This window comes from Nonomuraea sp. KM88, from assembly GCF_052245635.1.
Taxonomy (GTDB): domain Bacteria; phylum Actinomycetota; class Actinomycetes; order Streptosporangiales; family Streptosporangiaceae; genus Nonomuraea.
In genome coordinates, this window is the sequence record NZ_JBQQCC010000021.1 from 119,083 (window position 1) to 141,562 (window position 22,480).

The following is a 22,480-nucleotide window of genomic DNA, read 5'->3' on the forward strand; positions in this document are numbered from 1 at the left end:
ACCGTGACATCCGAGGAAGGACCTTCGCCATGACGACCACGCACATCCTCGAAGTCCCCGGCGTGCGGCTGCGTTACGAGGTGCGCGGCACCGGACCGCTGCTGCTCCTGCTGGGTGCGCCGATGGCCGCCGCGTACTTCGCCCCGCTGGCCGACGCGCTGGCCGGCGACCACACCGTGGTCACCCACGATCCGCGCGGCATCGCGGGCAGCGTGCTCGACGACCCCGCCGAGGACTCCACTCCCGAGCTGCGCGCCGACGACGCCGCTGCCCTCATGGACGTGCTCGGCGCCGAGTCGGCCGACGTGTTCGGCAGCAGCGGCGGCGCGGTGACGGGGCTGGCCCTGGCCGCCCGGCTCCCGAAGAGGGTGCGCACCCTTGTCGCGCACGAGCCTCCCTGCCTGGAACTGCTGCCCGACGCCGCCGAGCGGCGGGCCGCGACCGAGGACATCATCGAGACCTTCCACCGCGAGGGTGTCGGGCCGGCGTTCGCGAAGTTCATGGCCACTGCCGGCTTCGACGGCGACGAGGTTCCCGACGGGGCTCCGGAGGAGCCGAGCGAGCAGGACCTGGCCGACAGCGCCCGCTTCTTCGCCCACGAGCTGCGCGGCACCACCCGTTACGTGCCCGACGCCGGCGCGCTCAGGGCCGGCCCGCTCCGGGTCGTGGTGGGCGTCGGCGCCGACTCGGGCCGGCTGCTCACCTACCGCACCTCCGTGGCGCTGGCCGGCCTGCTGGGCACGGCGCCCGTCGTCTTCCCCGGCGACCACGGCGGCTTCACGTACCAGCCGGGGGAGTTCGCGCAGACGCTGCGCAAGGCGCTGGCCGCTTCCTGACGGGCCGCCCGACGCGCGGACGCCCAGGCCGGCGCGGGGGCCTGGCCTGGGCGTCCGACTCGTACGAGTCGCGCCGCGGCTGTCAGCCGACGGGCGTGAAGTCGCGCGCGGCGATGAAGTCGGGCCGGCGCGAGGACGCTGCGTACGGCTCCACGCAGGTGTTCTCGACGCTGTTGAACACGACGAAGATGTTCGAGCGCGGGAACGGCGTGATGTTGCTGTTGGAGCCGTGCATGCAGTTGCAGTCGAACATGGTCGCCGAACCGGCGGCTCCGGTGAACACCTCGATGCCGTGCTTGTCGGCGAGGACGGACAGGCTGCTGGGGTCGGGCGTGCCGATCTCCTGCTGCTTCAGCGACGCCTTGTAGTGGTCGTCAGGAGTCTGCCCCACGCAGGACACGAAGCTCTTGTGCGACCCCGGCATGATCATCAGCGCGCCGTTGTGCAGGAAGTTCTCCGTCAACGCGATGGAGATGCTCACCGCGCGCATCCTGGGCATGCCGTCCTCGGCGTGCCAGGTCTCGAAGTCGGAGTGCCAGTAGAAGTCCTTGCCGTTGAATCCGGGCTTGAAGTTCACCCGGCTCTGGTGCACGTAGACGTCGGAGCCGAGGATCTGCCGGGCCCGGCCCACCACGCGCGGGTTGGCCACCAGGTCGGCGAAGACCTGACTGGTCTTGTGCACCTCGAAGATCGACCGGATCTCGTTCGACCCGGGCTCGGTGATCGTGCGCTCGTCCGAGAGGATCTTCTGGTCCTCCGACAGCCGGCGCAGCTCGGCGCGGTAGAGCTCGACCTCGTCGGGCTCGAGGAGCCGGTCGACGGACAGGAAGCCGTTCTCCCCGTAGGAGTTCAGCGTCTCGGCGTCGATGGGCCCGTCGTCCGGTCCGCCGTACACCACCGGGTCCTGCCGGTACAGCAGGGCGGGCTCCTTGGCGCTCCTGGTGGGGTACGGGTCGCGCTGGGTCGGGTTGAGTCCTTCGGTCAAGGTCATGCTTCCTCCTTGATCAATGGGTAGACGCCGTTCTCGTCGTGCACTTCCCTGCCGGTGCAGGGCGGGTTGAAGACGCAGACAGTGCGTACGTCGGTGTGCGCGCGGAGGGTGTGACGCTCGTGGCCGTCGAGGAGGTACATGGTGCCCGGTTCGATCCGGTGCTTCTCACCCGTCTCCTCGTTGGTGAGCTCGCCCTCGCCCTCGACGCAGAAGACGGCTTCGATGTGGTTCGCGTACCACATCGAGGTTTCGGTGCCGGCGTACAGAACGGTCTCGTGCAGCGAGAAGCCGACCTTCTCCCGGGCCAGCACCAGCCGCTTGCTGCGCCAGGTCGGCGCCTCCACGTCGCGTTCGGTCCCGGTGATGTCCTTCAGCGAGCGAACGATCATATTCTCTCCTTTCAGCCGGTTTCGGATTCTCAGACCAGGACGGCTTCGACCGAGTCGGCGATGATGTCCAGACCTTGCGCGAGTTCGTCGGGGGTCGAGGTGAGCGGCGGCAGAAGCTTCACCACTTCGCTCTCCGGGCCGGAGGTCTCCAGCAGGAGTTTCCGCTCGAAGGCCGCCGCGCAGACCGCGGAGGCGTGCGCGGGTTCGGTGAAGGCGATCCCCTGCGCCAGCCCGCGGCCCCGGGTGCCGCTCACTCCCTCGGGGTAGGCCGCCGCGAGCCGATCCAGCGACTCCTGCACCTGCTCGCCCTTGGTGATGGTCTCCTTCTCCATCCCCTCGTCGGCCCAGAAGTGCCGCATCGCAGCGGTCGCCGTGACGAAGGCCGGGTTCGGGCCGCGGAACGTTCCGTTGTGCTCGCCCGGGTCCCATACGTCCAGCTCGGGCTTGAGCAGGGTGACGGCGAACGGCAGCCCGTAGCCGCTCAGGGACTTCGACAGGCAGACGATGTCGGGCGTGATCCCGGCCTGCTCGAAACTGAAGAACGGCCCGGTGCGCCCGCATCCCATCTGGATGTCGTCCACGATGAGCAGGATCTCGTGCTGCTTGCAGAGTTCGGCGAGGCCACCCAGCCATTCCGGGCTGGCCGCGTTCAGGCCGCCCTCTCCTTGCACGGTCTCGACGATGACCGCGGCCGGGGTGTCCAGCCCGCTGCCGCTGTCGGCGAGCAGCCGCTCGAAGAGCAGGAAGTCGGGCGTCCGGCCGTCGAGATAGTTGTCGAACGGCATCGTGAGGGTCTGCAGGGGGATCCCCGCGCTCTTGCGCTTCATCGAGTTGCCCGTCACCGCCAGCGCCCCGAGCGACATGCCGTGGAAGGCGTTGGTGAAGCTCACGATGGTGTTGCGGCCGGTGTATTTCCTGGCCAGCTTCAGCGCCGCCTCGACGGCGTTGGCGCCACCGGGCCCGGGGAACTGGACGCGGTAGTCGAGGCCGCGAGGTTTCAGGATCACATCCCGGAACGTCTCCAGGAACTCCCGTTTGGCCACGGTGTACATGTCGAGGCTGTGGACGATGTTGTCGCCGCTCAGGTACTGGAGCAGGTCCTCTTTCAGCTGCGGGTTGTTGTGGCCGTAGTTGAGCGTGCCGGCACCCGCGAAGAAGTCGAGGAACGGACGCCCATCCTCGTCGTAGAGGTGGCTTCCCGTGGCCTTGCGGAACGTGGCGGGCCAGCCCCGGCAGTAGCTGCGGACCTCTGACTCGGTGCTTTCGAAAACGTCCATTATTTCAGCTGTCTCCTAATGGGCTTGCTGATCGAGGGGCCCGATTCGATAGAGCACCTCTGCTTGGTGATCCAGGGGGAACAACTCCTCGCCGAGGAGCGGCCGTCTCTCCAGATCCGCCCCTCGGTCACGGGCGAAGGCGGTGAACAGCCGGTCCGAGGCGAGGTTGTCCGGCGTGACGGTGGCCTCCATGAACCGGCACCCGCTGCCAGCCAGGTAGCCGAGCATGCGGCTGGCCAAGGAGCGGCCTCGCCACTTCTCGTCCACCGCGACCTGCCACACGAAGAGCGTCTGCGGCTCCTGGGGGCGGGTGAACCCGGTGATGAAGCCCCGCACGCCGTTCTCGCCGCGCGCCACGACCGAGGTGTCCGCGAAGTCCCGGCACCAGAGGACGTAGCTGTAAGGGGAATTGAGGTCAAGGATCTTTGATTCACGGGTGATGCGCCACAACTCCCGGCCGTCCTCGAGGCGGGGTGGTCCCAGTTCCTCCGTGGAGGGCGGAGAATCCGCTTGCGGTCGTGGGTGTGCTGACGACATGGACTCCGAATTTACGCGAAGAGGTAACACGGATTACCAGGCCGCCACAGCCTGACAGTTTGAGCTCCAGGTTCCGGGGTACACCAGTTGACTTTCCCGTTTTGGCTGGTCGGCGGGGTGGCGGAAGCCCGGCCGGCGGCTCCGCCATCGTCGCAACCGAGCAGCGAGTGCACCCTTTCGCGCGCCTTCGTGAGGAACGCCGCCGGCGCCCGCCGGAGCGCCGGGGACATCGCTTGTACCGCTTGTTCGGTGCAATTTGGGTGAAAACTATTGAGAGATTAGTCACACCCTACGTTTCATCGTGATAACAGATGGCGTGCTATTGGTTTGAATTCTCGCCATCGATGATCGTTCCCGTTCTCCGCTGCCCACGCCGCGGGGACGCACACCTCACCGGTCCCCGCACCTGCCGGCGACGCCGTCGAGCAAGGACCGTTCGAGGACGGTTCGAGGACCGGCACGGCTAGCGTCTGCTGGCGCTGCACTTGGCCGCGAAGGTGTCATCAACGGGGGAGGCTCGATGAGATCGCGCGGAGGCGCCGCCGTGCCCGGACCAGCGGAGGTCCTGGTGGCCGTCGGCGACGGGGTTCGTTTGCTGGACGTGGCAGGTCCCATGGACGTGTTCGAGGGGGTGACACGGCTGACGGCCGGCGGTTACCACGTACGCCTCGCCTCTCCTGGCGGGACGTACGTCCGCACGTCCTGCGGCGTACGGCTGGGTACGGACGTCGATCCGGCGGACATCCGGCACGAGTTCGACACGCTGCTGCTCATCGGCTGTTCCGGAGCCGCGACCGGTGAACCCGGCGCGGCCCGCCACGTACGGCGCCTGGCCAGGCTGGCCCGCCGGGTCGCCTCCATCGGCGCCGGGGCGCCGGCACTCGACGGCGTCCCGCTCCAGGGCGGCCGGCCCGCGGAACCGGGCGGATCCCGGCAGGTCGTCAAGGTGGTGCCGCACCCGATCCGCGACGGCAGGGTGCGGAGCGCGCAGGGAATCGCCTCGGCCGTCGACCTCGCGCTCACGTTCGTCGAGGACGACCACGGCGGGGACGTCGCCCACCGGGTGGCCCAATGGCTCGTACGCCGCCCCGACGGCCGGCCCGACAGCGTCGCGCGCCTGCCGCGCCTGGCGCGTGACCCCGCGCTGCGGAGCCTGCTCGGCGACATCGTGATGCGCCCGGAAGGCGAGTTCACCGTGCCCGCCATGGCGGACCGCCTGTCGATGAGCGTGCGGCACTTCAGCCGCCGCTTCTCCCGCGAGGTCGGAATGAGCCCGGGACGGTTCGTGGAACGCGCGCGGGTCGAGGCGGCACGGGCGGCCATCGAGGAGGGGAACGATCCGCTGGAGGTGATCGCGCGCCGCCACGGCTTCCTCACGGGCGAGACCATGCGGCGCTCGTTCCTCCGCCTGCTCGGAGCGCCGCCGAGCGCCTACCGCGCGCGTGACGACGCCGTCGTTTCATGGTGATGAACCCGGTGCGACCACCCTGAAACCTGCCAGGTCTCCTTTCGGGTTTCGGGCGATATGGTGTGCGAAATTCCGGGGAGGCACGGTGCATCGACGACCACATCGGCAACTCGCGTGTGGGATGCTCGCGCTCCTCGCGACGGCCTGCAGCGGGGGCGGCACTCCCGCGGAGACGGCGCCCAGCGCCCCCGTACGCACGATCGTCCCCGGCACCCCGCCACCGTCGCCCACACCCCCGCCCGCGACCGACACCGACTGGTCGATCACCATGGAGGACGACGGGGAGGCGCGATGGCGGGACGCCCAGCTCTTCGCCGCGGGTGGCCGCTTCATGGTGGCCGCCGGCACCCAGCTGCGCGCGATCACGGACAAGGGCAAGCAGGCCTGGAAGCGCACCTTCCGCGGTGACGCGGAGGTCTCGGTCGCCGACGGCGTGGTGATCGTCACCCACCGGCAGGGCGGCGCGTCCACGTGGCCGCCGCCCAACGTGGTCATGGGCCTCGATCCCGCGAACGGCAGGACGTTGTGGAAGGCCACCTCCTCGCCGTACGAGTCGGTGGTCGGCGAGATGGTGTACACCCCTGTCTGCCGCGGGGAGCAGACCGAGCGGCACGACGACTGCCGGCTCAGCGCCAGGGACGCGCGCACCGGGCAGGTCCGCTGGACGATCCTCGCCGAGCACGTCGCCACCGTGACCGGCAGAGCCGGCGGCGTGCTCACCATGACCACCCGGCCGAAGGGCTACCGGGGCAAACACTGGCTCATGACACTCGACGCCTCGTCGGGCGGGCGGCTCGGCGTACGCGTCGAGAAGGAGCGGTTCGGCGGAGAGCTGCTCTACCCCCGCGGCCAGCAGCGGGTCTCCGGGCCCACCTACCTCACCGGCGGTTTGTTGATCATGAGCAGCAAGAAGGACCAGGTCAAGACGTTCAAGGAGATGTGCCGGCTGGACCTGGTCGCGCTGAACGCAAAAACCGGGGCCAGGAAGTGGAAGGGACGCGTCAGGCTGGCCGACGCCGAGCGGGACAGGCAGTGCAGGTACGGCCTGCCCGACGTCTCGGCCGACGGCGGCGGCCTCTTCGGGGTCGACGAGCGCGGCCACCCGCGGGTCGTGGACCTGGCCACCGGTCGGACCCGCTGGACGGGCGGCAAACCGGGCACGATCCTGACCGGCGACGCCAGGACGGTGCTGGTCAAGGAACTGGTCGGCGAGAAGGAGACGCTCACCCTCTACGACCTCTCCTCGGGCAAGGCCCGCTGGAGCGACGGCGAGCCGCTCAAGGTCTGGGGCAGGCTCGGCGCCGTTCTCCTCGGAGACCGGCTCCTCGTCCGTCCCGCCGACTGCTACCGCGACAACTGCTACGTCCGCGTCTACGACCTGTCCAAGGGCCCTCTCGACACCGCGCCCGCCGGTGAGTACGCCGGCGCCGGCGACGGCTGGGTCGCCACCCGGGAGACCTCCGGCACGACCACGACGTTCAGCCTCAGCCGTACCGGCTGACGTTCAGCCCAACCCGCTGACCACCCCCGCGACGATCCGCTGGAGATCGTCTTCCTGCCGCGACTGCACCTTGACGACGAAGCGGCCCTTGCGCACGAGGACGACCTCGTCGCTGCTCTTCTGCACCTCGTCGGCGCCGTGGAGGCCCGTCTCGCCGTTGACCAGGCCGTCGGCCTCGGCGGCGGTCGCGGCCACCCACAGCACCTCGGCGATGGCCTGCCCGTCCTTTCCGTGCGCGGAGTAGTTCACGTGGCACCGGCTCCTGGCCAGCTCCTGGGAGCCGATCCTGACCGGCCCCTCCACCATGGGCGTGCGCGCTGTCGTCCTGCCCGGCACGTCCTTCAGCAGGTCGCACGCCTGAGGCCACTCGTCCTTGGCCACGCCGCCCAGCTCCAGCGGGCCGTCCGTGGGGGTGGAGGCGTACGCGACGAGGTCGTCCCCCTTCGACGTGGCCACCAGCAGGTGACCGCCGGCGGTCCCGAGCCACCGCAGGCCGCCGACGTCCGAGTCGAGGCTGAGGGGCAGGGGCATCGTGGTGACCTGTTCCGTCGCCGCGTCGAGGACGGTCAGGCGGGCGGGCAGCAGGGTGCCCCCGAGTTTGGCGCTGACGCCGTACAGCCGCCCGCCGGCCGTGACGGACATGGTGTCGTGGGGCGTGGTCAGGGTGCGTAGCTGTCCGCCGGCCACGTCGATCACCGACAGGGTCACGTCGCGCGACTCGTCGAGATGCATCAGCCCCAGGTCGTCTCCCACGCTCCGCAGCGAGCAGGGAGCAAGGCACCGGCCGATCCCGTTCAGGTTGGCGATCTCGCGGTCGTCGCGGCCGACCAGGGTGCGCGTGTGCTCGTCGAGTTCGATCAGGGTGGCGCCGGCGCGTACGGAGATCCCCACCAGGGAGTCGTCGGACGTGCCGGTGCGCGACCAGAGCGGCTTCCCGTCCGAGGGGTTGAAGGCGTACAGGTAGTGGTCGTCGCGGCAGGACTCCCTGAACACCAGGACGCTGCCGTCGGTGTCGGTGGCCGCCGACCGGGTGCCGACGTCACAGCCGTTCGGCGCGTGGTGCGGCCGGCGCCAGCGTTCCTCGCCCGTGGCGGCGTCGAGGGCCAGGAACTCGTCCGGCTTCTCCTCCTCGTCACGTCCGGAGGGCTCGGCTCTGACCAGGAGTGGTACGACTCCCTCGCCCACGGCCAGCCGCCGGCCGGGCCCGCCGGTGAACGGCTTGCCCTCGTCATCGCCGCGCTCCCACCGCAGCCGGCCGGTGCCCGCCGCCAGCCCGGTCAGGTGGCTGCCTTCTTCGGATCGCGAGGCGACGACCAGGTCATCCTTGGTGACGGCGAACCCGGTCAGCTCGCGGCCCGGCTCGCGGTAGTGCCACCTCTTCCGGCCGGTGCCCGCGTCGTAGACGTCGAAGCCGTCGGCGCCGGCGACGAAGAGCTGGCCGCCCTCCAGCCTGATCTGGCGATCATCCCCCTGCCCGAGCCCTTTGACGCGCCAGGCCTCCCGCATGACGCCGGGAGCCGGGCCCGCGCCGGTGAGCTGCCGGGGGCCCGCCGTGGCGAACGTCCGCTCCCGCCTGACGTCGGGGACGTCCTCGGCGTCCTCGCCGAGGAGCGAGCAGCCGGTGGTCAGCAGCAGCAGGCCCGCCGCCGCGTATATCCGCCACGATGACATACATCGAGAGGGTAGCGGCGGGGGAGCACCCTCAGTGCCTGTCACCTTCCGGGGAGGCGGCGAGCGGGCGCGCGACTTCGATCAAGGTGCCGTCCACGGCGACGTCCTCGATGGTGACGGCGTAGCCCGTGGGCGGCGCTCCGGCCTCGGGGAACGGCGGCGCCCCCGGGAAGTCCGCGACGACGGGTTTGCGCCCTCCGTACCGGTGCGAGTTGAGCCGCCGGGCCCGCTGGGTGCTGCGGTGCATCGCCTCGACCCCGTCACGCAGGTACATGTGCAGCAGGGCCCAGTAGAACGACGGGCCTCCGTCCACGGCCCGCCCGGGATGCTGGAAGAAGTAGCAGCTCACCGAGACGGCGTGGAGGGGCGACCACGGCTCGCGCCGCGAGAAGTCGAGGATCAGCAGCCGGTGGAACAGCTCCTCACACCGGTCGCCGGCGGCGCCGCACTTCGTACATGTGGCCATCTGTTCACGGTTGCGCATGTCGGACCGGCACGGCAACCAGGTTTTCCGGCGGTCTTGCATCTCAAGTCGCTTGAGCTCCCATAGTGGCGGCATGGACGACAACGAGCTGTACCCGATCGGGGACGTGGCCCGCAGGACCGGGCTGAGCGTCAGCGCCATCCGCTACTACTCCGACGCCGGGATCCTCGCGCCCACCCGCGTGACCGAGGCGGGCCACCGGCTGTACGACATCCGCGCCATCGCGCAGCTGGAACTCGTCCGCACCCTCCGCGACCTGGGCACCGGGCTGGACGACGCCCGCCGGCTGCTCGGCGGTGAGACAACCCTGCACGACCTCGTCGTGACGCACCTGGAGCTGGTCGAGCGCCAGGAGCGGGACCTGCGGGCGAGAAGGGCGGTGTTGAGGACGCTGGTCAAGCAGGGCGGCACGGCCGCGCAGGCGGCTCTGATGCACAAGCTCGTCTCGATGCCCGACGAGGAGCGCGAGCGGCTCGTCGACGACTTCTGGAACGAGGTCGGCGACGGTCTCGACGTCAACCCCGACTTCGTCGACCGGTTGCGGGAGGTGCGGCCCCATCTGCCGGAGGACCCCAGCGCCGCCCAGCTCGAAGCCTGGATCGAGCTGGCCGACCTGGTCCGGGACGAGGAGTTCCGCCGCGCGGTCCGCTCCTACCTCCAGGACGCGTTCTCCACGCCCCCGGGACGGCTGATGGCCGCCACACCGGTGCAGGACTTCATCTACGGGTCGGGGACGACGATCATGCGAGAGATCATGGACGCGTACCGTTCCGGGCTGCCCGCGGACGCGCCGCGTTCGCAGGAGCTGGCCGTCCGCCTCGTGGAGGCGGCCGCCCCGCTCGGCGGCCGCCAGGCCACCGCCGAGCTCCGGCGCGAGATGGCCGCGAAGTTCATCGAGATCGACGAGTTCCTCCGCGAGGAACCGCCGCTCGACGATTCCCGATTCGACCACACCCATGGCAGGTACCTGTCCCTGGTGTCCGCGATCAACGGGACACCTTCCGCCACGGACGAGCAGGCCATGCCCTTCGCTTGGATCTCGGCGGCCCTCCGCGCTTCGCTCCCGCGTACGAGCCTGCAGGGCGGGGCTTGAGTCTCAAGCCGCTTGAGACTCCATAGTTGCGGCATGGACGACGACGAGCTGTACGCCATCGGGGACGTGGCCCGCAGGACCGGGCTGAACGTCAGCACCATCCGCTACTACTCCGACGCCGGCGTCATCGACCCGACACGTGTGAGCGAGGCGGGCTACCGCCTCTACGACGTCCGCGCCATCGCGCGGCTGGAACTCATCCGCACCCTTCGCGACCTGGACGCCGGGCTGGACGACATCCGCCGGCTGCTCGGCGGTGAGACGTCGCTGCACGACCTCGTCGTGACGCACCTGGAGCTGGTCGAGCGCCAGGAGCGGGACCTGCGGGCGAGAAGGGCGGTGTTGAGGACGCTGGTCAAGCAGGGCGGCACGGCCGCGCAGGCGGCTCTGATGCACAAGCTCGTCTCGATGCCCGACGAGGAGCGCGAGCGGCTCGTCGACGACTTCTGGAACGAGGTCGGCGAGGGCCTCGACGTGCCGTCCGGCTTCGTCGACCGCCTGCGGACGATGCGGCCGCGGCTGCCGGAGGATCCCAGCGCCGCCCAGCTCGAAGCCTGGATCGAGCTGGCCGACCTGGTCCAGGGCGAGGAGTTCCGCCGCGCGGTCCGCTCCTACCTCCAGGACACGTACGGCGCCTTCCCGGGGAGAAGCCTGGCCGCCGCGCCGGTGTGGGACTTCATCCACAAGGACGGCGCGAAGATAGGGGAGGAGCTCGTGGCGGCGTACCGATCGGGGATGGCGCCGGACTCGCCACGGGCGCGGGAGCTGGCCGTCCGCATGGCGAGCGCCGCCGCCGAGGCCATGGACGCGCAGTCCACGACCGAGCAGCGTGAGCGGCTCGCCAGGGCTTTCCTCCTCGTCGAGCAACTGCGGCGCGAGGACTCCCAGGAGGAGGAGCGGTACGACGCCACCCACGGCAGGTACCTGTCCCTGGTGGAGCTGATCAACGACACCCCGCCAAGCACGGGCGAGGACGATCCGGCGATCTTCACGTGGATCGCCTCGGCCCTTCGCGCCTCGGCCCGGTGACCCACGGAGGGTGCGCGGCCCGTCGCAACCCGGGAGAAGCGGCTCAGCCGCCGACGGTGTCGTCAGCCGGCGAGGAGCCCGGGAGTCCACCGGCGTACGGCCGCCGCCACGTCCTCCGTCAGGTGCTGGCGCAGGCTGTCGTCGGGAGCGCCTGACGGGCCGATCAGCGCACCCGTACCGTGCGAGGGGCCGGTGCAGGCGGCGAGAACGGCGGCCGCGGCCTCCGCCACCGGGCGGGTGACCCACTCCTGGACCTGGTCCCAGAGTGGTCGCATCTGAGGCGGCAGGATGTCGATCGTCATCTGCGCCGCGTTGGGCGTCGCGGCGGGTCCCGGGTCGACGGCCACGACCTGCGTGCCCTGGCCGTCCAGCCGCTCGGCGAGGTCCATCGTGTAGGCGAGGTGGGCGAGCTTCGCCCGGCCCGTCGCGGCCATGCCGTAGTAGGGCCCCGGCGGCTCCGCCTCCTCGAACACCGGCACCGCGGCCATGATGGCGGAGGAGGTCACGTTCACGATGCGGCTGGGCGCGCCGGCCTTGAGCGCGTCCAGAAGGGCCTCGGTCAGCACGTACGGCGACAGGTGGTTGAGCATCAGGCTCGCCTCGATGCCGTCGGCGCCCTCCCAGCGCCGGGTCCACATGCCGCCCACGTTGTTGACCAGCAGGTGCAGGAGTCCTTCCGCGGCCAGCCGATCCGCGAGCGCGCGGGTGCCGGACAGGGAGGAGAGGTCGGCGCGGAGGAAACGGCCCGCGGGGCGCCCCGCTGCCGCCTCCAGCCGGGCCGTCGCGGCGGCGCCGCGGTCGGCGTCGCGGCCCACGACGGTGACGTCCCAGCCCCGTGCCGCCAGCCCTGCGGCCGTCTCCAGGCCGATCCCGCCGGTTCCCGCGGTCACGATCGCCTTGCGGGCATGCTCAGACATGCGTCATCCAATCAAGAGGGTGAACGGGTGCCGCGGGTGAGGTCGCGGGTCGAAGGGGCTCCGCGCCGCGGCGCCTGTCCAGCACACACCGGCCAGCCGGGGAAAGGAAGGTCCGATGCGGCAGACCGCCATGTCGCAGCGGCATAGCCGCACGTGAGAGACTGCGCGCGTGGCTGATGTGGAGATTCGCCAGTTGCGTTACTTCATCGCGGTGGCCGAGGAACGCAACTTCACCAGAGCCGCCGCCCGGCTCGCCATGACCCAGCCCGCGCTCTCACGCGCCATCCGCGCCCTGGAGCGGGACGTCGGAGCTCCACTGCTCGTCCGAGCCCCCGGCGACGTGAGCCTGACCTCCGCGGGGGAGGTCCTGCTGGGCGAGGCCAGGGGCCTGGTCTCCCAGGCCGGGCACGCCATGTCACGGGCGCGCAGGGCGGCGGGGACGCAGTCTCCGCTGACGGTGACAGGGCCCGGCTGCGACGCCTGGCTGCTCGACGAGCTCGTGCACGCGTACAACGAGACCCTGCCGCTGATGCCCGGACGTGTGGTGGTCGGCAACGCGGACGACCAGTTCGACCAGTTGCGCTCCGGCGCGGCCGACCTCGCGCTGCTGCGCGCGTCGCTCGACGACGAGACGCTGGAGAACGTGGTCCTGCACATGGAACAGGTGCACGTGCTGCTTGCGGCGTCACATCCGCTGGCCGGCAGGGAATCGATCGTCACGGCGGACCTGGCGGACGAGCAGGTGGTGCGCTGGCGGGGGAACAACCTCCAGCGCATGGCCGCCGAGCTCTGGCCGGACGGGCTGCCGGGGCGTCCGGGGCCGGTGGTGAGCGACGGCATGCAGATGCTGTCGGTCGTCCGCCTGGGGCAGGCCGTCGTCCTGTGCACGCCCCGCGCGGCGGCGGCGACGGGATCGGCGGACGTCAGGGCCGTCCCGCTCAGCGACGGGCCGCCGGTGCCGCTACGCCTGGCCTGGCTCCGCGACCACTCCCAGGTGCGGTCCGTACGCCGGTTCGCCCACCACAGCCTCGCCGTCTGCGCGCAGCCGGGACGGGCAGGCGGCTAGGGCTCGGGCGCGAGGGCCGCCAGGCGGGGGGCGAGCCGCCCGGCCATGAGGCGGTATCCGTCGGCGCTGGGATGCAGGCCGTCGGGGAGCAGGAGGTGAGCGTCGCCGGCTCCGAAGACGGCGGGCCCGTCGACGAGGTGGAGGTCGCTCTCGCCGCATCGGCGCAGCGTGGTCACGGCGTCCGTGACGGCGCCGCGGACATCGTCCAGGGTCATCATCGCCTGGTTGGGCAGCCGCTCACGACTCGGCGAGACGATCGGCGAGATCACGGCGACGGGCGCCCGCGGATGCGCGTCGCGAACCGCCTGGATGAACCCCGACACCTGGCCGGTGAGCGTCCGCGGGCCGAGACCGGCGCTGCCGTAGACGTTGATGCCAAGACACAGCGAGATCAGGTCCGCGGGCGTACGCGCGATGGCCCTGGCGGCGATGGGATCGAGGTGGCACTCCCCGGCGAAGCCGAGGCAGGTGAGGTCCCAGCCGAGGCGCCGGGCGACGAGAGCCGGCCATGTCTCGCCGGGGCCGGCGGCCGAGCGGCACTGCGTGATCGAGCTTCCGTACGTGACCCAGCGCAACCCCTCGTCGGCGGCGGTGGCGTACGTCGCGCCGTGCAGGACGAGGGGCCCGGTCCGGATCTCGCCGAACTGGGGCAACCACACCTCGACGGCCTTGGGTCCGGGCGGCAACGCGACGTGGCTCGTCGCCGCCCCCGCCGTCAGCGCCGTCCGCCGCCACAGCGCGCCGTCCACGACGACGTCCAGCGACGTCACATCGTCGTCCACCGCGTGGGTACGCAGTTCCAGTGCGGTCGCGTCGGTTCGGACGACCGCGCGGACGCCGGCGGGCATCCGCGCACGCGTGACCAGGCCTGGAGCGTGGGCGGTGGCGATCCGGTCCGGTGGCAGCCGCCATGGTTGCCATGAGCCGCCCTCCTCGGTCCAGGCCAGGCAGCCCCGCCAGACGTCCGGCCGGGCGTCGGGAGCGAGCCGGATCGCCTCCACGCGAGCCGGGTCAGACCTCGGCGCCGAGCACGACGTTCCGCCAGGATTCACCGTCGGAGAGTGCGAGGCCGCGCTTGCCGGTCTTGGGATCGCGGATCATGATGATTCCTCCGGTGTGGCCGGCCGCGTCCGGCAGCGTGTCGGGCGCCTGCTCGGCCAGGGCCACCTGGTGCGCGTACACGGTTCGCATCCGCCGGTCCGCGCTGCCCAGATCGCGTGCGTTGTCGGCGGGCGGGACCAGCCCGGTGGCGCTGGAGGTCATGGAGACCAGCCCGTTGGTGTTCGTGGTCGAGCAGAGCAACTCGGTGGCGGCCGATCCCGACTGGTTGACCGGGACCACCCGCAGCCCGCCCTTGACGCCCGGGTTGGCGTTGTTGCCCTCCACGACGAACGAGCCGTAGTGGTCCTCGCCCACCGTGGGCTTCTCGGTCGAGGTGCTGACCACCTTCGCCGCCGCTCCCAGCGGCTGGGCGACCTCCATCCGGTTGAACCGGCCCGGTTCGGCCTGCACGAACGAGTCGGCCGCCACCGGGCCCGCGACCAGCGGCACGTGCGCGGAGGCGTTGCCGATGACGTGTGACTCGTGCAGCCCGCCCGTGGTCATGATCGGCGGGCGGTCGGCGGGGTCGGCCGAGATGACGTTGCCGATGACGCTGAACGCGCTCGCCTTCCCGGCCACCCTGATCGCGGCGGCATCGGATTTGCCGTCGAGGTTCCAGTGGTCGAACGAGTTGTTCGCGATGGTGATCTTGCTGGCGTCGTTCTCGAACCGGATCGGGGAGTGGTTGAGCCAGTTGAAGGTGTTCCCGCTGATGGTGACGTTCTGCGCCTTGACGCCGCTGGAGAACTGGATGGCGCTCGGGCCGTCGTTCAGCGGCGGTTCGAGCCCGCCGAGGACGTTGTCGGCGATGGTCAGGTTGTGGCCCCCGCTGGTGATCTCGATGATCGGCCCGTTGTCGCCCTTCTCCACCATGTTGCCGCTGATGGTGGAGTTGGTGAGGCTGCCGATCAGCAGGCGCCGGCCGATGTCGAGCAGGTTGCCCTGGATGATCGCGCCGCGGAAGTCGGCGTCCTCGGCTCCCTCGGTGACGATGGCCTGGAACGGGCTGTGGAAGTGGTTGTTGGTGATGAGCCACTTGCGCAACCCGTACGGCGGGACGTGCACGCCGCCGCCGTCGACGCCCTCGGTGGGCCAGGCGAGGCTGATGCCGGTGGTGCAGAGGGCGACGAGGTTGTGCGAGAAGTACAGCCCGCGGCCGACGTGTTCGACGGCGAGCTTGAACGAGATGAACGTGCACTCCAGGATGGCGGCGTCGGTGTCGTCGGTGTTGACCTCGCCGGCGAAGCGCAGCGCCCGGTTGTTCTCGGTCTTGGCGGGGGCGACGAAGGCAAGGCCGTGAATTGCGGCGAGCGAGCACCGCACGTCGATGCCCACGCCGTCGTGCTCCACCTGGATGATGGACGCGCGGTTCGTCATGGTGCTGTAACCGCGCAGCTGGATGCGGTTGTAGTTCTCGCCGGGCTGGTCGGGGATGACGATGGTCCGGGTGATCCGATAGGTGCCCGGCGGGAAGACGACGATCCGGTACTGCGTGCGCTGGGCGTTGATGGCCTGCTCGATGGCCTCGGTGTCGTCGTGCTTCCCGTCGGCCAGCGCGCCGAACTGCTGGGGCGTGACGATCTCCGGCGGGTCCGCGGTCGCGGCGGCCACGGGGGAGGCCCTCCATGACGCGGTGGCCGCGGCCGCGCCCAGTGCCGCACCGCCGATCCGTAAAAGCGCTCGACGATCGGTGCCCTCGGGCATGGCCTCTACCTCCTGTGATGCGAGTCGATACGTATAGATCGTGGATCGTACAGACGTCATATGCGGCTTACAAGAGGCGGAAGATGCCCGTTCTACGCCTGCTTTGCGACACCTCGACGTAATCTTGGGGAAATTTGCCCCTTGTGTACACCGCCTTTTGGTCCCTAGAGTGCCTCGGAGTCGTTACGTATTAGTCAAGTGGATCGCCATGCGCAAACGAGCGGGGCCCCGTCGCCCCACCCAAGTCGAGATCGCCCAGCGGGCCGGAGTCTCCCAGGCCACGGTCTCCCTCGTGCTCAACGGGGGCCCGGGCGGGCCCGTGGCCGAGGAGACCCGCCGACGGGTCCAGCAGGCGATCGAAGACCTGGGGTACGCCGTCAACCCCGCCGCCCGCGCGCTGCGCGGGATGACCGTCAAGACCATCGGGCTCTACACGTTCGAATCGGTGTTCCCGGTCGACCAGCGAGACTTCTACCACCCGTTCCTGCTCGGAGTGGAGGAGGAGGCGGCGCGGCTCGGCTACGACCTGCTGCTGTTCACCTCGGCCAACACCGCTCAGGGCGGGGTCTACGCCAGAGGACGCAACGCGCTGCTGAAGGCCGACGGCTGCGTCCTGCTGGGCCGGCACATCTCGCGTGACGACCTGGCGAACCTGGCCAAGGAGAACTTCCCGTTCGTCTTCATCGGCCGGCGCGACATAGAGGGGACGGAGCTGTCCTACGTCGCCCCCGACTACGTCACCCCGACCGCGGCCCTCGTGGAGGAGCTGGCCGCCCTCGGACACCAGCGGATCCTGCTCCTGCGGCAGACCGACGGCGCCGAACCGGGCGACGATCGCGAGCTCGGCCTGCGGCAGGGGGCGCAGGCCGCGGGCCTGCGCCCCGATGACCTCGTCGTCGAGTTCTCCTCCGGCGCCGAGGACATCGGCACGGACCGGGTCGCCGGCTGGGTCCGGGAGGGGATCACGGCGGTCGTGGTCGAGCCCTCCGAGGACAACGCCACCGGCCTCGCCCTGGCCGACGTCGCCGAGGCGGCCGGCCTGCGCATCCCGGACCACCTGTCGGTCGCCTTCCTCGGCTCCGCACCGCCGCCGACCGCGACCAGGATCTGGACGTCGTTCGAGATACCACGGGTGGAGATCGGCCGGGCCGCGGTGCAGCTGCTGGTCAACCTGCTCGAAGGCGCGGAGCAGCCGCCCCTCCAGCTGGTCGTGCCGTGCACGGACGTGCGCGGCAACTCGATCAGCCGGGTGGTGCGGCGATGACCAGGTACGCGTTGCGCACGGCGGCGACCGGCGTCCTGATCATCTTCGGGGCCGCCACCCTGGTGTTCTTCATCATGCGGGCCGCCCCCGGGGACCAGGCTCTGGTGCTGCTCGGACCGGACGCCACGGCGGCCGAGGTGGCGGCCGCTCGGACCCGGCTCGGCCTGGACCAGCCGCTGCCGATCCAGTACTGGCATTACCTGACCCAGCTGGCGACGCTCGACTTCGGAGAGTCCTACCGCTTCGGGCAGCCGGCGGTCGAGCTGGTGCTGTCCCGGCTGCCCGCCTCGGTGGAGCTCACCCTGACCGCGACCGTCATAGCGATGGCGGGCGTCGTGCTCGGCGCCCTGGCCGGCGCCCATCGCGGCCGGTGGATCGACCGCGGGATCTCCGGTTTCGCCCTGACCCTCTACTCCATGCCGCCGTTCTGGATCGGGATCATGCTGATCCTGGTGATGGCGTTGCAGCTCCGGCTGCTCCCCAGCGCCGGCGTCGGCACCCCGGCGCACATCGTGCTCCCGGCGCTCACGCTCGCGGCTCCCTTCACCGCGCTCCTCACCCGGATCACCCGGAGCAGCGTCGCCGACACCATGGCGGAGCCCTACGTGCAGCGGGCGTACGCCAAAGGGCTCAGCACACGCGAAGTGGTGACCGGACACGTGGTACGCAACGCGGCGACCCCCGTGGTGACCGTGGGGGCGCTGCACGTGAGCACGCTGCTGGGCGGCGCGGTGATCGTGGAGAGCGTCTTCACCTGGCCCGGTCTCGGCTCGTTGCTGGTGACGGCGGTCACCAACCGCGACTACTCGATCGTGCAGGCCGCCGTGCTCCTCATCGCGGTCATCGTGGTCTGCTGCAACGTCGCGGCGGACCTGATCGCCGCCCGGCTCGATCCGCGAGTCCGGCTGGGGGCACGCGCATGAGTGCGATAACCGTCCGGCCGCGGTTGTGGCCCGTCCGCCTGAGGTCCACGCCGACCGTCGCCACGATCGCCACCGTGGTGCTCGCCGGCTACCTGCTCGTCGGCCTGATCGGCCCGTTGCTGATCGCGTACGACCCGGTGGCGACCAGCGTGGCGGACCGGCTGCTGCCGATCGGGGCGGCGCGAGCGGATGGCACGGTCGCCCTGCTGGGCACCGACGGCGCCGGCCGCGACATGCTCGGCCAGCTCGTCTACGGCGCCAGGACGTCGATCATCATCGGGATCTCCGTGGTGGCCGCCTGCCTGGTGGTGGGGCTGGCCTTCGGGACGCTCGCCGGTTACCTCGCCGGCTGGACCGACGTCGCGATCTCCCGGCTGATCGACGTCCTGATGGCCTTCCCCGGCATCCTGCTGGCGATCGTGATCGCCGGCCTCTTCGAGCGCAGCATGCTGGTCGTGGTCCTGGCGTTGTCGGTGGCCGGCTGGGTCGGCTTCGCCAGGCTCGCCCGTGGCCTCACCCTCTCGCTGCGCGAACGGCCCTATGTCGACGCGGCGCGGCTGATCGGGGTCGCCACCCCGGTCGTGATCATCCGGCACGTCATCCCGTTCGTCATCGGCCCGGTGACCGCGTTGGCGACCACGGAGTTCGCCGGCGCGGTGCTGTCCGAGGCCGGACTCAGCTTCCTGGGCCTCGGCCTGCCCTCGGCCACGGTCTCCTGGGGCCAGGTCATCGCTCACGGCAAGGACTATCTGGACACCGCCTGGTGGATCTCCGCGCTACCGGGGCTGGCGCTGACCGGCCTCGTGGTGAGCACGGGCCTGCTCGGCGACCATCTCACCCAGCGTCTCGGCGCCAGCCGCTGACGGCTCAGCCAATGTCAGGAAGGATTCCCATGAGGCCCGTTCGGCTTCGTCGTGCGGTGGCCCTCGCCGCCGCGACAACATCCATCGTCGGGCTGGTGGCTTGCAGCACCACCACCGGCGGCTCGCCGACCGGTGGCGCCGTGCAGCAGGATCTGGCCGTCGCCGTCTGGACGCCGATCGAGAATCTCGACCCGCACGGCGCGTCCGCGATGGACAACGGCACCCAGGTGGCGGCCAAGGCGATCTTCAGCGCGCTGGTCCGCACGGCGGGGAAGGGCTCGTTCGAGGGCGTGCTCGCCGAGTCGTGGCAGGCCAACGAGGACGCCACGGAATGGACGTTCACGCTGCGGAACAACGTCAAGTTCTCCGACGGCACGCCGGTCACCAGCGCCGACGTCGTCGCCTCGTTCGAGCGGCTGCTGGCGCTCAAAGGCGCGATGGCCAGTAACTATGCCGGCCACAAGGCCAAGGAGAGCGGTGCGAACAAGGTCGTCATCACGGCCGAGGACCCTGATCCCGCGCTGCTCGGCAAGCTCATCACCTTCTACGTCACCCCCGCCGCGCACCAGGACGGCGATTGGGCCAAGCCGATCGGCTCCGGCCCGTTCGTCGTCGAGAAGTTCACGCCGGGCCAGAGCCTGGTGCTCGCCCCCAACCCCGGCCACTGGCGCGGCAAGCCGGCGCTGAACCGCCTGGAGCTGCGCAGCATCCAGGAGATGGCGGCGCGGATGACCGCGCTGAAGACCGGCGAGGTGGACCTGACGTGGGCGGTCCCCGACGACCAGTTGCCCGGTCTGAAGGGCGACTCCGATCTCGTGGTCGAGAAGGACTCGGGCAGCGGCGTCATCACCATGTGGATGAACGGCTCGGAGAAGGGCCTCAAGGAGGCCGCTGTCCGGCGCGCGCTGTGGCAGGCGGTCGACTTCGCCACCATCATCAAGTCGCTCTTCCCCGAGACGGGTTCGCCGGCGAACTCCGTGGTGACCCCCAACGTGCTCGGCTACGCGCCGCAGACTCCGGTGACGTACGACCCGGCCGCGGCCAAGAAGGCGCTGGACGACGCCGGCTGGGACTACGACCAGACGATTCAGATGCAGTTCTCCCAGCCGCAGTTCCAGCAGTTCGCCGACGCGGTGGCGAGCGACCTCGCGAAGATCGGGGTCAAGGCCGAGCCCACCCAGAAGGAGGCGGCGGTCTTCCTGCAGGATCTGCTGGCGCTGAAGTGGGACCTGAACATCCAGCAGCTCGGCACCGCCGGCTTCGACGCGGCGACCAGCCTCGGCCGGTTGTACACCTGCGCGGCCAAGCGCACGGGCTACTGCAACCCCGACCTCGACAAGCTGCTGGCCCAGGCGGGCTCGACCAGCGACACCGCCAAGCGCCAGGAGCTGTACGCGCAGGCCAACAAGGTCATCTGGGATGACGCGGTCGGTATGTACCCCATGTTCGTGCGGAACCTGTACGTCCGGAACAAGTCCGTGCAGGGCCTCGCCATTCCCCCGGACCTCACGCCGGACTTCTCCACCGTCAGGATCGGCAACGGCGCATCATGAACCGCTCCTCGAACGTCACCGATCCGGTGCCGGCGGAGCTCGACCCGGAGCAGGCGCCGCTGCTCCAGGTCGAGCACCTGTCCATCGACCTGCCCGGCCCGTCCGGGCCGGTCCGCGTGGTGGACGACGTCTCGTTCACCGTCGCCGCGGGCCGGACCACCGGCCTGATCGGCGAGTCGGGCAGCGGCAAGACGATGACGGCGAGCGCGATCATCGGCCTGCTGCCGGCCGGCGCGGCGGTCTCCGGCCGGCTGCTGTGGCACGGCGAGGACATGGCCGCCATGGCGGAGCAGGACCGCCGCCGGCTGCGCGGGCGCGGCATCGCCATGATCTTCCAGGACCCCCAGGCGGCGCTGGACCCGACGCAGACGATCGGCCGGCAGGTCGGAGAGATCCTGCGGCGCGGCGGGATGCCCGCGAAGGAGGTGCGCAGAACCGTGATCGACCTGCTCGACCGGGTGGGCGTCCCGGACCCGGAGAAGCGGCACGCGCAATATCCCCACCAGTATTCGGGCGGGCTGCGACAGCGGGCCATGGTGGCGACGGCGCTCGCCGGCTCGCCGGAGCTCATCCTCGCCGACGAACCGACGACGGCGCTCGACGTCACCGTGCAGGCCCGCATCCTCGCCCTGCTGAGGCGCGTCCGCGACGAGGAGGGCATGTCCATGCTGCTGGTCAGCCACGACCTGCGGGTGATGGCACACGTGGCGGACGAGGTCGTCGTCATGTACGCCGGCCGCATCTGCGAGGTCGGCAGCGGCCGGGAAGTGCTCAACAGCCCGGCGCACCCGTACACGCGGGCGCTCGTGGTGAGCGTCCCGGCCGTACGCAGCAAGACGGCCATCGCCGAGCCGCTGCCGGGCAGCCCGGCGAGCCCGGCGGAACGCCCGAGCGGATGCCCCTTCCACCCGCGGTGCGCCAAGGCGCAGGCCCGGTGCGCGAGCGAGGTGCCGCGGATGCGGCAGGTCGCCGCCGGCCGGCAGGTCGCCTGTCACTTCCCGGAGGAGACATGAGCGCATCGGCTCTGGTCGAGGTCAGCGACCTCGTGGTCAACTTCCACACCCGGCGAGAGCGCAGGCGCGGCACCGCGCCGAACGCCGTCGACGGCGTCTCCTTCGCCCTCCGCCCTGACGAGACCCTGGCGATCGTCGGGGAGTCCGGCTCGGGCAAGACCACGGTCGCCCGCTGCGTCGTCGGGCTCCAGGCACACCAGGAAGGCGCGGTCCTGTTCGACGGGGCTCCGGTCGGCCCGGTGGCGAAGCGGTCACCGGCGACCCGGCGGGCGATCCAGATGGTCTTCCAGGACCCCGCCGCCTCGCTCAATCCCAGGATGAGCGTCCGGTCCATCATCGCCGAGACCTGGCGGACCCACCCATCGGCCGCTCCGGACGGCCGCTCATGGGATGCCGCGATCGGCGAGCTGCTCGCGGACGTCGGCCTCGACGCCGACGTCGCCACCCGGCGGGCCACGGCCCTGTCCGGCGGGCAGTGCCAGCGGGTCAGCATCGCCCGCGCGCTCGCCCTGCGTCCTCGGCTGCTCGTCTGCGACGAAGCCGTCTCGGCGCTCGACGTCTCGGTGCAGTCGCAGATCCTGCGGCTGCTGGCCGGCCTGCGCGCCGCCCGCGGGCTCGCCATCCTCTTCATCACCCACGACCTCGGGGTGGTCCGGCAGATCGCGGACCGGGTGGCGGTCATGCACCAGGGCAGCCTGGTCGAGACGGCGACCGCCGACGACCTGTTCGAGCGGCCCGGCCATCCGTACACCAGGAAACTTTTCGACGCCGCCCTTGACCTCGAGGGCGCCTGAATTCAC

General features: G+C 70.7%; 21 protein-coding genes. 12 read left to right on the forward strand and 9 right to left on the reverse strand.

Annotation, left to right across the window (positions count from 1 at the left end):
• Positions 1-29: 29 nt before the first annotated feature.
• The gene (locus tag ACTWPV_RS41805; protein WP_443156024.1) at positions 30-836 is read left to right on the forward strand and encodes an alpha/beta fold hydrolase; all 807 of its coding nucleotides are present in this window, start codon (positions 30-32) and stop codon (positions 834-836) included.
• A gap of 82 nt (positions 837-918) precedes the next feature.
• Here the strand turns inward: ACTWPV_RS41805 and thpD are convergent, their stop codons facing one another.
• The 4 genes from thpD to ectA are packed head-to-tail and all read right to left on the reverse strand — an operon-like array spanning position 919 to position 4,030.
• Positions 919-1,827 carry an ectoine hydroxylase gene (gene thpD / locus ACTWPV_RS41810; RefSeq protein WP_347647620.1) on the reverse strand — a complete coding sequence of 303 codons (909 nt, stop codon included), beginning with the start codon at positions 1,825-1,827 and terminating at the stop codon, positions 919-921.
• Positions 1,824-2,216, reverse strand: a complete 393-nt coding sequence (locus ACTWPV_RS41815) for an ectoine synthase (protein ID WP_347647621.1) — start codon at positions 2,214-2,216, stop codon at positions 1,824-1,826. The genes thpD and ACTWPV_RS41815 overlap by 4 nt, the downstream gene beginning before the upstream one ends.
• A 29-nt stretch (positions 2,217-2,245) precedes the next feature.
• Positions 2,246-3,493, reverse strand: coding sequence for a diaminobutyrate--2-oxoglutarate transaminase (gene ectB, locus ACTWPV_RS41820; protein ID WP_443156025.1), 1,248 nt, complete (start codon positions 3,491-3,493; stop codon positions 2,246-2,248).
• Between the two features lie 15 nt (positions 3,494-3,508).
• Entirely contained in the window at positions 3,509-4,030 is a 522-nt protein-coding gene (gene ectA, locus ACTWPV_RS41825; RefSeq protein WP_347647623.1) for a diaminobutyrate acetyltransferase, read from the reverse strand.
• A gap of 520 nt (positions 4,031-4,550) precedes the next feature.
• On the opposite strand from ectA, the gene ACTWPV_RS41830 reads away from it, so the two are divergent.
• Positions 4,551-5,498 (forward strand): GlxA family transcriptional regulator, encoded by a 948-nt coding sequence (locus ACTWPV_RS41830; protein WP_443156026.1) that lies wholly within the window; start codon positions 4,551-4,553, stop codon positions 5,496-5,498.
• 121 nt (positions 5,499-5,619) lie between these two features.
• Positions 5,620-6,999: an outer membrane protein assembly factor BamB family protein gene (locus ACTWPV_RS41835; protein WP_443156027.1), complete on the forward strand. Its 1,380-nt coding sequence runs from the start codon at positions 5,620-5,622 to the stop codon at positions 6,997-6,999.
• Positions 7,000-7,002: 3 nt separating this feature from the next.
• Here ACTWPV_RS41835 and ACTWPV_RS41840 read toward each other — a convergent pair whose 3' ends face one another.
• Together ACTWPV_RS41840 and ACTWPV_RS41845 are read right to left on the reverse strand one after the other, a co-directional pair.
• Positions 7,003-8,670 (reverse strand): outer membrane protein assembly factor BamB family protein, encoded by a 1,668-nt coding sequence (locus tag ACTWPV_RS41840; RefSeq protein ID WP_443156028.1) that lies wholly within the window; start codon positions 8,668-8,670, stop codon positions 7,003-7,005.
• 31 nt (positions 8,671-8,701) lie between these two features.
• Positions 8,702-9,136 carry a DUF5946 family protein gene (locus tag ACTWPV_RS41845; protein WP_443156029.1) on the reverse strand — a complete coding sequence of 145 codons (435 nt, stop codon included), beginning with the start codon at positions 9,134-9,136 and terminating at the stop codon, positions 8,702-8,704.
• 91 nt (positions 9,137-9,227) lie between these two features.
• Here ACTWPV_RS41845 and ACTWPV_RS41850 point away from each other — a divergent pair, with 91 nt between their 5' ends.
• Together ACTWPV_RS41850 and ACTWPV_RS41855 are read left to right on the forward strand one after the other, a co-directional pair.
• Positions 9,228-10,247: a helix-turn-helix domain-containing protein gene (locus ACTWPV_RS41850; RefSeq protein WP_443156030.1), complete on the forward strand. Its 1,020-nt coding sequence runs from the start codon at positions 9,228-9,230 to the stop codon at positions 10,245-10,247.
• A 33-nt stretch (positions 10,248-10,280) separates the two neighbouring features.
• A complete protein-coding gene (locus ACTWPV_RS41855; RefSeq protein ID WP_443156031.1) occupies positions 10,281-11,276 on the forward strand; it encodes a MerR family transcriptional regulator in 996 nt (331 codons plus the stop codon).
• A gap of 62 nt (positions 11,277-11,338) precedes the next feature.
• Here the strand turns inward: ACTWPV_RS41855 and ACTWPV_RS41860 are convergent, their stop codons facing one another.
• Positions 11,339-12,193, reverse strand: coding sequence for an SDR family NAD(P)-dependent oxidoreductase (locus ACTWPV_RS41860; protein WP_443156032.1), 855 nt, complete (start codon positions 12,191-12,193; stop codon positions 11,339-11,341).
• Between the two features lie 169 nt (positions 12,194-12,362).
• Between ACTWPV_RS41860 and ACTWPV_RS41865 the strand changes: the two genes are divergently transcribed.
• Entirely contained in the window at positions 12,363-13,259 is an 897-nt protein-coding gene (locus ACTWPV_RS41865) for a LysR family transcriptional regulator (RefSeq protein WP_443156033.1), read from the forward strand.
• On the opposite strand, the gene ACTWPV_RS41870 is transcribed toward ACTWPV_RS41865, so the two are convergent.
• Together ACTWPV_RS41870 and ACTWPV_RS41875 are read right to left on the reverse strand one after the other, a co-directional pair.
• A complete protein-coding gene (locus ACTWPV_RS41870; protein WP_443156034.1) occupies positions 13,256-14,260 on the reverse strand; it encodes a GDSL-type esterase/lipase family protein in 1,005 nt (334 codons plus the stop codon). The genes ACTWPV_RS41865 and ACTWPV_RS41870 overlap by 4 nt on opposite strands.
• A 10-nt stretch (positions 14,261-14,270) precedes the next feature.
• Entirely contained in the window at positions 14,271-16,064 is a 1,794-nt protein-coding gene (locus ACTWPV_RS41875) for a glycosyl hydrolase family 28-related protein (protein WP_443156035.1), read from the reverse strand.
• Between the two features lie 208 nt (positions 16,065-16,272).
• On the opposite strand from ACTWPV_RS41875, the gene ACTWPV_RS41880 reads away from it, so the two are divergent.
• From ACTWPV_RS41880 to ACTWPV_RS41905, 6 genes are read left to right on the forward strand one after another with little or no spacing between them, the layout of a single operon-like run.
• Positions 16,273-17,328, forward strand: coding sequence for a LacI family DNA-binding transcriptional regulator (locus tag ACTWPV_RS41880; RefSeq protein WP_443156036.1), 1,056 nt, complete (start codon positions 16,273-16,275; stop codon positions 17,326-17,328).
• Positions 17,325-18,251 carry an ABC transporter permease gene (locus ACTWPV_RS41885; RefSeq protein WP_347647638.1) on the forward strand — a complete coding sequence of 309 codons (927 nt, stop codon included), beginning with the start codon at positions 17,325-17,327 and terminating at the stop codon, positions 18,249-18,251. The genes ACTWPV_RS41880 and ACTWPV_RS41885 overlap by 4 nt, the downstream gene beginning before the upstream one ends.
• The gene (locus ACTWPV_RS41890) at positions 18,248-19,114 is read left to right on the forward strand and encodes an ABC transporter permease (RefSeq protein ID WP_347647639.1); all 867 of its coding nucleotides are present in this window, start codon (positions 18,248-18,250) and stop codon (positions 19,112-19,114) included. The genes ACTWPV_RS41885 and ACTWPV_RS41890 overlap by 4 nt, the downstream gene beginning before the upstream one ends.
• A gap of 29 nt (positions 19,115-19,143) precedes the next feature.
• Entirely contained in the window at positions 19,144-20,667 is a 1,524-nt protein-coding gene (locus ACTWPV_RS41895) for an ABC transporter substrate-binding protein (protein ID WP_443156037.1), read from the forward strand.
• Positions 20,664-21,680: an ABC transporter ATP-binding protein gene (locus ACTWPV_RS41900; RefSeq protein WP_443156038.1), complete on the forward strand. Its 1,017-nt coding sequence runs from the start codon at positions 20,664-20,666 to the stop codon at positions 21,678-21,680. Before ACTWPV_RS41895 ends, ACTWPV_RS41900 begins: the two co-directional genes overlap by 4 nt.
• Positions 21,677-22,474 carry an ATP-binding cassette domain-containing protein gene (locus ACTWPV_RS41905; protein WP_443156039.1) on the forward strand — a complete coding sequence of 266 codons (798 nt, stop codon included), beginning with the start codon at positions 21,677-21,679 and terminating at the stop codon, positions 22,472-22,474. The genes ACTWPV_RS41900 and ACTWPV_RS41905 overlap by 4 nt, the downstream gene beginning before the upstream one ends.
• Positions 22,475-22,480 lie beyond the last annotated feature (6 nt).